The sequence below is a fragment of the Caulobacter sp. DWR2-3-1b2 genome (genome assembly GCF_049896345.1).
Taxonomy (GTDB): domain Bacteria; phylum Pseudomonadota; class Alphaproteobacteria; order Caulobacterales; family Caulobacteraceae; genus Caulobacter.
In genome coordinates, this window is record NZ_JAFCUC010000002.1 from 277,501 (window position 1) to 291,914 (window position 14,414).

12 protein-coding genes are annotated in these 14,414 nt (G+C 66.7%); 4 read left to right on the forward strand and 8 right to left on the reverse strand.

From position 1 onward, the window contains the following. Positions 1–571: 571 nt before the first annotated feature. From mfd to ACP694_RS07700, 3 genes are all read right to left on the reverse strand, one after another. Complete coding sequence (mfd, locus tag ACP694_RS07690; protein ID WP_426011549.1) at positions 572–4,039, reverse strand: transcription-repair coupling factor; 3,468 nt, start codon at positions 4,037–4,039, stop codon at positions 572–574. Positions 4,040–4,203: 164 nt separating this feature from the next. Then, complete coding sequence (locus ACP694_RS07695) at positions 4,204–4,497, reverse strand: succinate dehydrogenase assembly factor 2 (RefSeq protein ID WP_426011550.1); 294 nt, start codon at positions 4,495–4,497, stop codon at positions 4,204–4,206. A 45-nt stretch (positions 4,498–4,542) separates the two neighbouring features. Next, entirely contained in the window at positions 4,543–5,214 is a 672-nt protein-coding gene (locus tag ACP694_RS07700; protein ID WP_426011551.1) for a hypothetical protein, read from the reverse strand. Positions 5,215–5,336: 122 nt separating this feature from the next. Between ACP694_RS07700 and ACP694_RS07705 the strand changes: the two genes are divergently transcribed. The 4 genes from ACP694_RS07705 (at position 5,337) to mazG (ending at position 10,559) form a co-directional block, all read left to right on the forward strand. Next, a complete protein-coding gene (locus ACP694_RS07705; RefSeq protein ID WP_426011552.1) occupies positions 5,337–6,797 on the forward strand; it encodes a cobyric acid synthase in 1,461 nt (486 codons plus the stop codon). Positions 6,798–6,875: 78 nt separating this feature from the next. After that, entirely contained in the window at positions 6,876–8,072 is a 1,197-nt protein-coding gene (nhaA, locus tag ACP694_RS07710; protein ID WP_426011553.1) for a Na+/H+ antiporter NhaA, read from the forward strand. 272 nt (positions 8,073–8,344) lie between these two features. Then, positions 8,345–9,736, forward strand: coding sequence for an MFS transporter (locus ACP694_RS07715; protein WP_426011554.1), 1,392 nt, complete (start codon positions 8,345–8,347; stop codon positions 9,734–9,736). Beyond that, positions 9,696–10,559, forward strand: a complete 864-nt coding sequence (mazG, locus tag ACP694_RS07720; protein ID WP_426011555.1) for a nucleoside triphosphate pyrophosphohydrolase — start codon at positions 9,696–9,698, stop codon at positions 10,557–10,559. The genes ACP694_RS07715 and mazG overlap by 41 nt, the downstream gene beginning before the upstream one ends. A gap of 16 nt (positions 10,560–10,575) precedes the next feature. Here mazG and ACP694_RS07725 read toward each other — a convergent pair whose 3' ends face one another. From ACP694_RS07725 to ACP694_RS07745, 5 genes are all read right to left on the reverse strand, one after another. Next, positions 10,576–11,070, reverse strand: a complete 495-nt coding sequence (locus ACP694_RS07725; protein ID WP_426011556.1) for a hypothetical protein — start codon at positions 11,068–11,070, stop codon at positions 10,576–10,578. Between the two features lie 79 nt (positions 11,071–11,149). Then, positions 11,150–11,695: a lysozyme gene (locus ACP694_RS07730; protein WP_426011557.1), complete on the reverse strand. Its 546-nt coding sequence runs from the start codon at positions 11,693–11,695 to the stop codon at positions 11,150–11,152. Between the two features lie 81 nt (positions 11,696–11,776). Further along, entirely contained in the window at positions 11,777–13,117 is a 1,341-nt protein-coding gene (gene hflX / locus ACP694_RS07735) for a GTPase HflX (RefSeq protein ID WP_426011558.1), read from the reverse strand. Positions 13,118–13,164: 47 nt separating this feature from the next. Further along, the gene (gene hfq, locus ACP694_RS07740) at positions 13,165–13,413 is read right to left on the reverse strand and encodes an RNA chaperone Hfq (protein ID WP_012286640.1); all 249 of its coding nucleotides are present in this window, start codon (positions 13,411–13,413) and stop codon (positions 13,165–13,167) included. 136 nt (positions 13,414–13,549) lie between these two features. Next, on the reverse strand, positions 13,550–14,413 hold the full coding sequence (locus ACP694_RS07745) for a D-amino-acid transaminase (RefSeq protein ID WP_426011559.1): 864 nt from the start codon (positions 14,411–14,413) through the stop codon (positions 13,550–13,552). Position 14,414 lies beyond the last annotated feature (1 nt).

Genomic DNA, 14,414 nt, shown 5'->3' on the forward strand with positions numbered 1-14,414 from the left:
GCCAGGTGGGGGCAAGTCGGTGTGATCTCACGCCAATCTGGCTGTGAGGCGAATTGGGAAGGGTGCGAAGCGCCCGGGCCTCGCCCGGAATAGCTTTGAGTAGATGTACCGTTTCGACAAGGTCGGACGCTTCGCGTGGCCTTCAGACGGGAGCCATCGACGCGCGGGGTCTTAACCCGCTTTCGAAGTGGGCCCCCGGCGGGCGGAAGGGCGGCTAACCCTTCCGGACCGTGCGGGCGATTTCAGCCCGCACCTGTCGGCCTGCCCGCCTACCCCGGGCGCCAGAGTTTTGTCACCAAGGGTGAACCTGCTCCGAACCGACCTGGGGCGCTCCTTGTGAGAGCACGGCGGACAAGCCTTCCCGCTCGACCACCCCTGAAAGCCGCCTCGGTCGCCGTACGTGCGCCCTCCCCGTGCTCTCAGGTGAGACCAGTATGCGGGCGGTCTGACAGGGGGAGCATCAAATCAGGTCGAGAAAATTCAACGCGTTGAAATCGCGAGACTTTGCTTCCTATCCACCGAGCATTGACGTCTGCTGACGGGGGACATGCGCATGTCCCCAATCGCCGGCTCAGGCGTCCTTGGCCAGCTTGACCAACTGCACGAGGATTTTCTCCGCCGCGTCGAGCCGCCTGGCGGGCGTGTCCCACTCGCCCTTGATCACCACCTTCTGGTCGGGACGCACCTTCCAGACGATGTTGTTCTTGGCCACGAACTGCATCAGCGCCATCGGATTGGCGTAGATGTCGTTGCGGAAGCTGGCGACCGCGCCCTTGGGGCCGACGTCGATCTTGGCGACATTGGCCTCGCGGCACAGGCCCTTGATGGCGACGACCTTGAGCAAGCTATCCGTCTCGGGCGGCAGCGGACCGAAGCGGTCGATCAGCTCGGCGGCCAGGGCCTCGCGGTCGGCGGACTTCTCGGCTTCCGAAAGGCGGCGATACAGCGACAGCCGCACGTTCAGGTCGGGCACATATTCGTCGGGGATCATCACCGCAGCGCCGGTATTGATCTGCGGCGACCAGCCGCGATCCTCGCTGAGGGCCTCGGCCCCCTGGCGCTGGCGCAGCTCGGCGACGGCGTCCTCCAGCATCTGCTGGTACAGCTCGACGCCGATCTCCTTGATGTGGCCGCTCTGCTCGTCGCCCAGCAGGTTGCCGCCGCCGCGTTGGTCCAGGTCGTGGCTGGCCAGCTGGAAGCCGGCGCCCAGGCTGTCCAGCGACTGCAGCACCTTCAGCCGCTTCTCGGCCGACAGGGTGATGGTCTTCTCGTTGGGCGTGGTCAGATAGGCGTAGGCCCGCGCCTTGGACCGGCCGACCCGGCCGCGGATCTGGTAGAGCTGAGCCAGGCCGAACATGTCGGCGCGGTGGACGATCAGGGTGTTGGCCGAGGGAATATCGAGCCCACTCTCGACGATCGTCGTCGCAAGCAGCACGTCGTACTGGCCCTCATAGAAGGCGGTCATCACGTCTTCCAGCTGGGTCGGGGCCATCTGGCCGTGGCCCACCACATATTTGACCTCGGGCACCTGGACGCGGAGGAACTTCTCGATCTCCTCCAGGTCCTTGATGCGCGGCACCACATAATAGGCCTGGCCGCCGCGATACTTCTCGCGCAGCAGGGCCTCGCGCAGGGTCACCGGATCGAAGGGGCTGATATAGGTGCGCACCGCCAGGCGGTCGACCGGCGGGGTGGCGATGATCGACATTTCCCGGATGCCGCTGAGCGCCATCTGCAGGGTGCGCGGGATGGGCGTGGCGGTCAGGGTCAGCATGTGGACGTCGGCCCGCAGCTCCTTGAGCTTCTCCTTGGCCTTGACCCCGAAATGCTGCTCCTCGTCGACGATGACCAAACCCAGGTCCTTGAACGACACCTGCTTGGACAGGATGGCGTGGGTGCCGACCACGATCTCCAGCTGGCCATTGGCGAGGCCCTCGCGGGTCTCGGCGGCCTCCTTGCCGGTGACCAGGCGCGACAGGCGAGTGATCTTGACCGGCCAGCCCTGGAAGCGGTCCTTGAAGGTCTTGTAGTGCTGGCGGGCCAGAAGCGTCGTCGGGCAGACGATGGCCACCTGCTTGCCGCTCATCGCCACCACGAAAGCCGCGCGCAGGGCGACCTCGGTCTTGCCAAAGCCCACGTCGCCGCAGATCAGCCGGTCCATCGGCTTGCCCGAGCCGAGGTCCTCCAGCACGTCGGCGATGGCCGACAACTGGTCGTCGGTCTCCTCATAGGGGAAGCGGGCGCAGAACTCGTCGAACACCCCGTGCGGCGGCTCAGTCTCTTCCACCGACTTCAGCTGGCGGGCGGCGGCGATCTGGATCAGGCCTTCGGCCATGATCCGCAGCCGTTCCTTGGCCTTGGACTTGCGCCCCTGCCAGGCCGCGCCGCCCAGCTTGTCCAGCTGGACGTTCTCGCCGTCGGCCCCGTAGCGGGTCAGCAGGTCGATGTTCTCGACCGGCAGATACAGCTTGCTCTCGCCGCCATACAGCAGGTCCAGGCAGTCGTGCGGCGCGCCCTGAACATCGAGGGTCTTGAGGCCTTCGTAGCGGCCGATGCCGTGGTCGATATGGACGACCAGGTCGCCAGGGGTCAGGGCGCTGGCCTCGGCCAGGAAATTGGCGGCGCGACGCTTCTTGCGCGGCCGGGCCAGGCGGTCGCCGAGGATGTCGGTCTCGGAGATCACGACAAGCGTGTCGGTCTCGAAACCGTTGTCGAGCGGCAGGACCACGCGCTGCGGGACCTTGGGATCGGCGGCCTTGGCGGCCTGCCAATAGGCGGCGAAGTGGATCCTGGTCAGGCCATGATCGGCCAGCATCATGCCCAGGCGCTCGGACGAGCCTTCCGACCACGACGCGAACAGCACGCGTTTCCCCTGCCCGGCCAGGGTGGTGGCGTGTTCGGCGGTGGCCTGGAAGAGGTTGACGCTGTCCTGGGCCCGCTCGGCGGCGAAGGTGCGACCGAGCTTTGCGCCCATGTCGATGACGTCGAGCCCTTGAGGCTGGAAGGGCGTGAACTTGCGGTTGGGGCGGCCGTCGATCGCCTGATCCCACTCGGTGGCGGTCAGGTAGAGGGCGTCGGGCTTTAGCGGGCGATAGGCCGACTTGCGGTCGGCCGAGGCGCGGGCGTCATAGGCGTCGGCGATCATCGCCAGGCGCTCGTCGCGGCTCTCGGTGACCTGGTGGTCGACCCCGACCAGGGCCCCGTCCGGCAGATAATCGAACAGGGTCGCCATCCGCTCATAGAACAGCGGCAGCCAGTGCTCGAGGCCGGCCCGGCGGCCGCCTTCGCTGACCGTTGCGTAGAGGGCGTCGTCGCCCGGCGCGCCGAACTCGCGGATATATCCGCCGCGGAACCGCGAAATGCCCGCCTTGTCGAGCAGGGCCTCGCTGACCGGCAGCAGCTCGACGGTCTTCAGCGACTTGGTCGAGCGCTGAGTCTCGGGATCGAAGGCCCGGATGCTTTCCAGCGTGTCGCCGAACAGGTCCAGTCGCACCGGCTCCTCGGCGGCCGGCGGATAGACGTCGATCACCCCGCCGCGGATCGCGAACTCGCCGCGCTCCGAGACGGTCGAGGCCCGCACATAGCCGTTGATCGCGAAATAGCGCTCCAGGTCGGCCACATCGACCACGCCCCCGACCTTGGCCCCGTAGCTGGCCCGTTGCAGCACGGCCTTCTCCGGCACGCGTTGCAGCAGGGCCGGCGCGGCGGTGACCAGGATGGCCGGCTTGTCCTTGCCCAGGCCTTGGGCCAGGCGGTGCAGGGTGGCCATCCGCGTGGCGGCCACGCCGGCCGAGGGGCCGATGCGGTCATAGGGCAGGCAGTCCCAGGACGGGAACAGCACGGCCTCGATCTCGGGGGAGAAGAACTTCAGGGCGTCGATGAAGGCGCTGGCCCGCGCGGTGTCGCGGGCCACGAAGACGGTCAGCCCGCCGCGCGCCCGGGCGATGTCGGCCATCACCAGGGCGTCAAACCCCTCTGGCGCCCCGGCCAGGGTCAGGCCCCCGGCGGCCTTGGCGATCTGTTTGGCGTCGTAGGCCATGCAACTCTTCAAAGATTGATCAGCGACAACGCCGCCGGTGTGACTGCTGTTACTCAAATTCCGCTCATCCCGGCGAATGCCGGGACCCAGATTCGTCCGGGTCGGCATATGGGTTTCACCTGGGTCCCGGCATTCGCCGGGATGAGCGGTTTAAAAAACTAGGTTCAGGCCCCGTCCCCAACCGGCCGCACGGCGTGGGCTTCATACCGGAAGGTCTTGATAAGGGTCAGGACATCGGTGTCGAACCTGGCCGGCGTCGCTTCCTGACCGACGATCCAGGCGTAGATCTCGCGATCCGACTCCTCCATCAGGGTTTCGAAGGTGTCGAGCTGCTCAGGCGTCAGGTTCGGCCCATGAATATCCGCGAACGGCCCCAGAATGAGGTCCGCTTCCCGAAATCCGCGGTGCCAGGCCCGGAACTTCAGCCGCCGGAGGCGGGAGTCGTGATCGATGGTCATGTGACCGGGGATATAGAGGGGTCCAGGCGTTGGCGCCAGCTATGGTCAGCGATAGATGCCGGTATAACTGAGGCTGCCGCCGCATTGGCATTCGCCAATTTGCGTGACTGTCCACAACCCATTCTTCTGGATCTGGATATCGAAGCCGTTCCCCTCGGAACCCCGATAGCGTGTCTTACCATCCACCATCTCGGCGACGAACATTTCAAGACCCTCATAGAATCCTGGGACGACCCCGCTATCCGGCGGTGATTCAGGAAGAGGTCCGTTGTCGATGTCGAACTTGAAGACCCTCCAGCCACCGCCTAAATCCCGGCTCCAGATCGTCGCACGCGGATAATGGCCGACGCGATGCAGAGACCTGCCGTGGGATAAGGGGAACGGCGCGCCTTGCACCACCTCGTCAAGGCGGTCCTGGTAGCGATAGCGAACGCACTTTGCGTCCTGACACTTCATGAGCTCTATTCGTAGGTCATTCTCGCTCGCGATCGAGACCCATTCATCCACGCGCCGCTGATCGACAAAGGTCTTGAAGACAGCGCGTTCGAGGCCTGCGAGGGCGGAATCGGCGCAAACCCAACCTTCGACCTGCTTCGGGATAGCTCGGCCCGCCAGATAGCGATCGTGACAGCTGGTCGGCGTGACCGCCCCCGCTGGCCGCGCCCCAAGGCTCGCTGACGCCAGCATGGCCAGCGCCAACAACAGATATCGCTTCAACGAGCTCTTCCCAGCAGGCTAGCAACGGAAGCTTCACTAGGCATGGGATGTACGCCCGTCGCAACCCTTGATACGTCCTGCCAGCCGCCATACCGGCCGAGTCACGAAGGTAGCCGACAGCCATGGCGTCGCTGATGATCCAGGGCTGTGGTTCGGACGTGGGCAAGTCGACCCTGGTGGCGGGGCTGTGCCGGTTGTTCGCCAATCGCGGGCTGATCGTGCGGCCGTTCAAGCCGCAGAACATGTCCAACAACGCCGCAGTGACCGGCGACGGCGGCGAGATCGGCAGGGCCCAGGCGCTGCAGGCCCTGGCCTGCCGCACGCCCGCGACCGTGCACATGAACCCGGTGCTGCTGAAGCCGCAGAGCGATGTCGGCGCCCAGGTCATCGTTCGCGGCCGGATGGCCGGGACCTATAAGGCCCGCGACTTCCAGGGCCTCAAGCCCGACCTGCTGGCCACCACGGTCGAGAGCTACCGCCTGCTCGCCGCCGAGGCTGATCTCGTGCTGGTCGAAGGCGCGGGCAGCCCGGCCGAGACCAACCTGCGGGCCGGCGACATCGCCAATATGGGGTTCGCCCACGCCGCCGACGTGCCGGTGGCCCTGGTGGGAGACATCGACCGGGGCCACGTGATCGCCGCCTTGGCTGGGGCGCACCTGGTGCTCGACGCCGCCGACCGCGACCGCATCAAGGGCTTCATCATCAACAAGTTCCGGGGTGATCCTTCGCTGTTCGACGAGGGCCGGCGGGAGATCGTGGCGCGCACCGGCTGGCCGGACCTGGGCATGGTTCCCTGGGTCCACCCCGCTCGGGCCCTGCCCGCCGAGGACGCCGTGGTGCTGGAGCGCCGGGCCCGCGCCGACGGCGACAGGCGCGCGCGGATCGTCGTGCCGATGCTGTCGCGGATCGCTAATTTCGACGAGTTCGACCCGCTTCGCGCCGATCCTGACATCGACTTTTCCTTCCTGCCGCCCGGAACACCCGTGCCCGGCGACGCCGATCTGGTGATCCTGCCCGGCGCCAAGGCCACCCTGGCCGACCTGGCCTTCCTTCGCGCCCAGGGTTGGGACATCGACATCCTGGCCCACGTCCGGCGCGGCGGCCGGGTGCTGGGCGTCTGTGGCGGATACCAGATGCTGGGGCGGACCGTGTCCGACCCCGAGGGTATCGAGGGCCCGCCCGGCGCGGCGGCGGGTCTTGGCCTGCTCGACGTCGAGACCGTGCTGCTCGGCGACAAGGTGCTGCGGGCGGCTTCGGGACGGTTGCTGGACGGCGACGCGGCCTTCTCCGGCTATGAGATGCACATCGGTCGCACGACCGGTCCGGGCGTGGCGCGGCCGATGCTGGTGTTCGACGGCGGGGTGGCGGACGGCGCGGTGTCGGCCGACGGCCGGGTGGCGGGGGCCTATGTCCACGGCCTGTTCGAACGCGGCGACGCCCGCGCGGCCCTGCTGGCGCCGCTGGGCGTGGCGGTATCGCCAGGCGACCATGCGTGCAAGGTCGACGCGGCCTTGGACGAGATCGCGGAGGTGCTGGAGCGATCGCTGGATATCGACGCGATTGGGCGGATCGCGGGGTTGTAGCCGTTCGAGGGACTGTTGGCTGGCCACGTCGTTCCTACGCCCCCAAGATCACGCCGTCGATTCTCGCGAGGCCCGCCGATGCCGACCGCTCTCCCCCGCTCCGCCCTGCGGGCCTTTCTTCAGACCGGATCCGCCGGCGGTCTGCTGCTGATGGGCTCAGCCGCCCTGGCTCTGCTCGTCGCCAACTCACCGCTGGCCGACGGCTATTTCCACGCCCTGCATGTCGATATCGCCGGGCTGAGCGTGGCCCACTGGGTCAATGACGGCTTGATGGCGGTGTTCTTCCTGCTGGTCGGGTTGGAGATCAAGCGCGAGATGGTCGACGGCGAGCTCTCGACCTGGTCGCTGCGCGTGCTGCCCGGCGTCGCGGCCCTGGGGGGCATGGTCGTGCCGGCCCTGATCTATGTGGCCATCAATCGCCATGCGCCTTACAACCTGCGCGGCTGGGCCATTCCCGCCGCCACCGACATCGCCTTCGCCCTGGGCGTACTGTCGCTGCTGGGGTCGCGCGTTCCGGCCTCGCTGAAGATTTTTCTGGCCGCCCTGGCGATCATCGACGACCTGGGCGCCATCCTGATCATCGCCATATTCTACACCGATCACCTGACCCTGTGGGCGCTCGGCGGGGCAGCGTTGGCCCTGGGGGTGCTGGTGGCGATGAACCGGCTCAAGGTCGACAGGCTGTGGCCCTATCTGCTGGTCGGGGCGGTGCTGTGGGTGATGTTCCTGAAGTCCGGGATCCACGCCACCCTGTCAGGCGTGATCCTGGCCATGACCATCCCGATCACCCAAATCTCCAGGAAGGGGTCGCCGGCCCGGACCGAAGACCGACAGTCGCCGTTGCACCGCCTGGAGCATGGCCTGGCGCCGTGGGTCGCTTATCTGGTCGTGCCGGTGTTCGGTTTCGCCAACGCCGGAGTCGCCTTGGGCGGCATTGGCCCGGCGGCTTTGGTCGCGCCAGCCACCCTGGGCGCTGCCCTTGGGCTGTTCGTCGGCAAGCAGATCGGCGTTTTCGGCTTCAGCCTGGCGGCCATCAAGCTGGGCTGGGCCCAACGCCCGAGCGGCGCGTCGATGCTGCAGCTCTATGGCGTCGCCGCCCTGTGCGGCATCGGCTTCACCATGAGCCTGTTCATCAACAACCTGGCCTTCAAGACCCCCCTCCTGCAGGACGAGACCAAGATCGGCGTGCTAGCCGGCTCCATCCTGTCGGCCCTGCTGGGCTGGCTGCTGTTCAGCCTCGCCCGTAAGCCCGCGGCCGACGACACGCGGGGCTGAGACCCATCTCCAGCGAGGATGTCGATCCGGCCGGCGGGCGCACGCCGATCGCCTATGACTGGCACGAAGGCGACATCCGCTGGTCGCGCTATGGCGGAACATGGCGGGACGCAGAGACAGCCTTAGACAGGCTGGCCGTGCGTCTTTCCGCGGATCAGTTCGGTGAAGTGCGCTGAAACGCCCGTTTCACACGCGACTTGCCAGGGGCGCCGACACGGCGTCTGATCGGCGATCATAAACGCGGGGCCAAACCCGCTGCGTGGCGAGGAAGCATGACCGGACGGCGCTCATCCTGGACCCTGGCGGCCTTCGCCGCGCCCTGCCTGCCGCTGGCGGCCCTGGGCCTGCCGCTGGTGGTCTACCTGCCCGAATACTATGTCAGCGAGCTTGGCCTATCGCTGTCGGTGGTGGGCTCGGCCTTCCTGCTGGTGCGGCTGGCCGACATCATCTTGGACCCGATCCTTGGCGGGATGATGGACCGCACGCGCACGCGCATCGGGCGCTTCAGGCCCTGGCTGGCGGCCGGCGCGCCGGTGCTGATGATCGCCGCCTTCGCTCTGTTCATGGCCAAGCCGGGGGTCGGGCCGCTCTATCTGTGGCTTAGCCTGCTGGTCTGCTATCTCGGCTATTCCATGGCCGTGCTGTCGCACACCGCCTGGGGCGCGGTGCTGTCGCCCGACTATCAGCAACGCTCGCGAGTCTATGGTTGGTGGAGCGCCGGCAATGTGGTCGGCATGATCCTGGTGCTGCTGTTGCCGCCACTGCTGGCGATCGCCTTCAAGGGCGACCATGCGGCCGGCATCCATGCCATGGGCTGGTTCATCATTGTCCTGCTGCCCCTGACCTTCGTGCTGGCCATGACCGTGGTCGGCGAGAAGAACGTTCCGCCGGTCAAGCACGAGGCCGGCTTCAAGCAGTATCTGGGCCTGATCAAGCGCCCGTCGGTGCAGAAACTGCTGCTCGCCGACCTGCTGATGGGCCTGGCCCCCGGCATCAGCGGCGCGCTGTTCTTCTTCTTCTTTGAGCGCATCAAGGGGTTCGACAAGGCGACGGCCGGCATCATGCTGCTGGTCTATTTCGTCGCCGCCTTGGGTGGTTCGCCGATTTGGCCGGCCCTCGCCAAGAGGCTTGGCAAACACCGAGCCCTGGCCATCGCCGCCGTGGTCTACGCCGTCTTCCAGGTGGCTTCGGTGTTCATTCCTCGCGGCTTCAGCGTGGTTGGCGTGGTGTCGCTGATCCTGGCCGGCCTGCCCTATTCGGCCGCGCCGCTGCTGGTGCGCTCGATGATGGCCGACATCGGCGACGAGGAGCGGCTGGCCAGCGGCGTCGACCGCACGGGCCTGCTCTACGCCGTCGTCAACGGCACCGTGAAGCTGGGCCACGCCCTGGCGATCGGCGTGTTCCTGTTGCTGGCCCAACTGGGGTTCGACCCCAAGGCTCCCAGCGCCCAAGGCGATGCGGCGCTCATCGGTCTCTTCGGCTTCGTGCCGGCGGTGCTGGCCCTGCTGGTGTGCGCGATCATCCTGCGCTATCGCCTGGACGCGACCGCCCACGCCGAGATCCGCCGTCAGCTCGACGAACGGGACGCGGCCGAGCCCCTCCCCAGCCCGAGCCCGGAACCGCATGTCTCACCCCTCCTCGCGCCCAAGCCCGCCGCTGAATGACTCTCCGCGTGATGAGGGGCACCCGCTCTTCACCCTGATCGACATCATGGCCAAGCTGCGCGATCCCGACGGCGGCTGTCCGTGGGACCAGGAGCAGACCTTCGCCACCGTCGCGCCCTATACGGTGGAAGAAGCCTATGAGGTGGCCGACGCCATCGAGCGCGGCGACCTGGCCGACCTGAAGGAAGAGCTGGGCGACCTGCTGCTGCAGGTGGTGTTCCACTCGCGCATGGCCCAGGAGCAAGGCGCCTTCGACCTGGCCGGCGTGGCCACGGCGATCAATGACAAGATGATCCGCCGACACCCCCACGTCTTCGGCGACCATGCCTATGCCGACAAGGCCGACCAGAACGCCGGCTGGGAGGCTTTGAAGGCCCAGGAGCGCCAGGCCAAGGCCCAAAAAGCCGAAAGAGCGGGTGGCGTGCTGGACGACGTGCCAGCCGGGCTCCCTGCCCTGACCCGAGCCGTGAAGCTGACCAAGCGCGCCGCTCGCGTCGGTTTCGACTGGCCGTCCACCGACGAGGTGCTCGACAAGCTGGCCGAAGAGGTCGCCGAGCTGAAGGTCGAGATCGCCGCCGGCGACAAGGCCAAGGCCCGCGAGGAACTGGGCGACATCCTGTTCGTCATCGCCAATCTGGCCCGCAAGCTCGATGTCGAGCCCGAGGACGCCCTGCGCGCCACCAACGCCAAGTTCGTCCGCCGCTTTGGATTCATCGAGGCCGAGCTGGCCAAGGATGGCCGCTCGCCGGATCAGTCGGACCTGGCGGAGATGGACGGGTTGTGGAACGCGGCCAAGGCGGCGGAGAAGGCCACGCGCGGATGAGCTGGAGCTCCGCGTCCTAGAACCTGATCCGATTGCAGACCTTGTCGCCTTCCTTGGTCGCGCAAAAGCCGGTCTCCTGCGAGCCTTCCTTTACCACCAGCCAATGGTCCTTCATGCAGGGCTCGAAGGCCTCTTCGAACGCCGCGATCCCGGTGTCGAACTTCAGGACCGGCTGGCGATCGACGGCGTAGAACCGGACCATGCCGGTCTTGCCGCCGAAGCTGCCCTTGCCGTTGACCACGCCGCACAGCTGGCGATCATGGGTGGCCCAGACCTGGCCGACCTCGATCGGTCCCGCCTGATGCAGTCGGTCGGTGAGCGCCTGGCGCACGGCCTTCCAGTCTGCCTCCAGGGCGGGCATCGCCTTGGTCTGGTCGAAGTGATCCTTCAGGGCCAAGCCGCCCAGCACCAACGGAATGGCTAGCAACAGACCCACCACCAGCCAGCGAAACAACACCCAGCCGCGCTTCGGCGGCGGCGTCGAGGCCCAGGCCTTGCCTTCAACGATCAACGCCTATCCTCCCACGCGACACAGACTCTAAAGATCACAAGCGTAATCTTTTGCAAGCCCGTCTCGCGGGGAGCATGGATCAGAACGCCGGCCAGTCGTCCAGCGAGTCGATCTCGCGCCAGGCGCGGACGATGGCGTTGACCGGATCCTTGCCCAGGAAGATCGCCGCCTCGGCCCAGCGGCGACGCAGCAGGCCGACCAAGGGCTTGCCCTCCTGGTTGATCCATTTTCGCATTTCCAGCGGCACGGCGGCCTTGTCGCCGGCGTTGATCTTGCGCAGCATGGTCGAGGCCCCGAGATTGCCGGCGCCCAGATTATAGGTCCAGGAGATCAGGCCCGCAGCCTCCCAGACCAGCAGATCCACCTTGACCCGATTGTGAACGTCCTTGGCCGCGCCCGTCATGTCGCGCAGCAGCAGCTTGACCGCCTGGGCCTCGGTGATGTTCGGGGTGGTGGGCGTCACCGGCTTGTTGGCGCCGTCCCGGATAGAGCCATAGCCTATCGTCCAGGTGCCCCCGGCGATCGCGCCGTTGTCGTCATAGGGGTGGGCGACGAAACCCTCGATCTTCTTGACCACCACGGTCGCCGCATCCGGCACCGACACCCCATCCCAATTCGTGCTCATGACTCGCCTCTCGATTGCAAAGCGCAGAGCTTTCACCGAGACCGCGAGACAGGCAAGCCCCGGAAGAACGGCGTTCGACGATTAGTCGCTGGTGGCCATGATCCAGACGTCGGGAAACTGACGCTCGAAACGACCCAGGGCCTGGGCGTCGAGACGCGCGATCAGGCGCACGCCACCCTCAGACTCGTCATCGCGGCTCTCGACCCGGCCATTGCGATAGATCCAGGCCAGGGCTTCGCCGTCCGCCGCCGCCAGTCGCACCGCGACGGGCGGCGTGTCGTCGATCAGGGTTCCGATCCGCTTGAGCAGTTCGGCGCAGCCTTCCCCGGTGACGGCCGAAACCGCCGAAGCGCCGACGCGGCGCGCCTGGCCATCGAGGATCTCGCGAGACTCGCCGTCGACCAGGTCGATCTTGTTCCAGACCTCGATGATGGTCTTGCCGTCCTCGGCCGTGACTTTCAGCTCGGCCAGCACCGCCTGGACGTCGCGGGCCTGGGCGTCGGTGTCGGGACTAGCCACATCGCGCACGTGCAGAACCACGTCGGCCTGCTGCACCTCCTCAAGGGTGGCGCGGAAGGCTTCGACCAGCTCATGCGGCAGGTCTGAGATGAAACCGACGGTGTCGGAGAGGATCGCCGGCCGGCCGTCGGGAAGCTTGACGTTGCGCAGGGTGGGATCCAGCGTCGCGAACAGCATGTCCTCGGCCACGACGGTGGCATGGGTCAAGCGGTTGAACAGGGTCGACTTGCCGGCGTTGGTGTAACCAACCAGGGCTACGGTCGGATACGGGACCTTCTTGCGCTGAGAGCGGTGCAGGGTGCGGGTGCGACGCACCTCGTCCAGCTCGCGCTTCAGCTTGATGATGTTGTCCTTGATCAGACGACGGTCGAGCTCGATCTGGGTCTCGCCGGGGCCGCCGGTGTTGCCGGTGCCGCCGCGCTGGCGCTCAAGGTGGGTCCAGGTGCGGACCAGGCGCGAGCGCTCGTAGTCCAGCCGGGCCAGTTCGACCTGCAGCTTGCCCTCGCGGGTGCGCGCCCGGCGGGCGAAGATCTCGAGGATCAGGCCCGTGCGGTCCACGACCTTGACGTTGAGCGACCGCTCCAGATTGCGTTGCTGGACGGGTGTCAGCTGGTCGTCGAACACCGCAACGTCGATCTTCTCGACCTCGCAGATCGCCGCGAACTCCTCGATCTTGCCCTTGCCGAACAGGGTGGCGGGGGTGACCAGGCGCAGGGGCGCGATCATCGTCTCGACGACGTTGAGGTCCAGCGCCAGCGCCAGGCCGACGGCCTCCTCGAGGCGCACGTTCGGATCGCGCGCCTCGAGAGCCGACTGGCCGCGCGTCGGACGCACGGGATGGATGACGAACGCCCTGAGGACAGGCGTCGCGTGGTCGATGGATTTGGTGGTGGATTTGGTCAAACGGTCCTAAATCAAATATTGGAGCGCGGCGGGCCACGCTCCGGGTATCAGTCGTCTTGATCAGCGCTCGGCTCGTACAATTGCACGGGCTGGGCCGGCATGATCGTCGAAATGGCGTGCTTGTAAACCAGTTGAGACTGGCCATCGCGGCGGAGCAGAACGCAGAAGTTATCGAACCAGCTGACAACGCCCTGCAGCTTCACGCCGTTCACCAGGAAGATGGTCAGCGGCGTCTTAGACTTGCGCACGCTGTTCAGGAACGTGTCTTGAAGGTTTTGTTTTTTCTCGGTCGACATGGGGATTCCCCTCTTATTGTTTCGGAGGGCAAAGCGCCCCCCACACAAACAAGTTCAGACTAGAGCATTTTTCGCCGGTTGGTATGACCAATCCGCGAAGAAAGTGCGCTAACGCCCCGAAAGCTAGATTTCAAATCTAGATCGCCGCAGCCTTGGCGCGCTCGATATAGAGACGCCGCAACCGCGTTGCTATGGGGCCGGGCTTTCCATCGCCAATTTGCGCGCCATCGACGCTGACGATCGGCAGGACAAGCGTGCCAGCGCCGGTGATGAACGCCTCGCGGGCGGCCTTGGCCTCTTCCACCGTGAACGGCTGCTCTGCGATCGGCAGGCCCGCGTCGGCGATCACCTCCAGCAGGGTCGATCTGGTGATCCCGCGCAGGATGTTGGCCTGGGTGTCGCGGGTCCGCAGGCGGCCCTCGGCGTCGACGATCCAGGCGTTGGATGAGGCCCCCTCGGTCACCAGGCCCAGCTCGTCGACGAACCAGGCCTCGACCGCGCCACGCTCGCGGGCCGCCTGCTTGGCCAGGGCGTTGGGCAGCAGTCCGATCGACTTGATGTCACAGCGGCCCCAGCGGTTCTCGGCGACGGTGACCACCGACTGGCCTTTGGCGGCCTTGGCCTCGGCCGCCACGCGGTCGACGCGCTTGGCGGTGATCACCACGGCCGGCGGCACAGCGGGATTGGGGAAGGCGTGGTCGCGCGAGGCGACGCCGCGACTGACCTGCAGATAGACCATGCCCTCGACCACCCGGTTGCGGCGGATAGCCTCGCGCAGCACGACGGTCAGGGCCGCCTCGCTCATCGGACGGGAGATCTGAAGCGCGTCCAGGCTGCGCCAGAGACGGGTGAAATGGCCCGCCGCGTCGGCCAGCTTGCCGCCGAACACCGCCCACACCTCGTAGACGCCGTCGGCCAGCTGATAGCCGCGATCCTCGATATGCACGACGGCCTCGCCGTGACGCACGAACCGGCCATTGACATAGGCGAAGCGCGACATC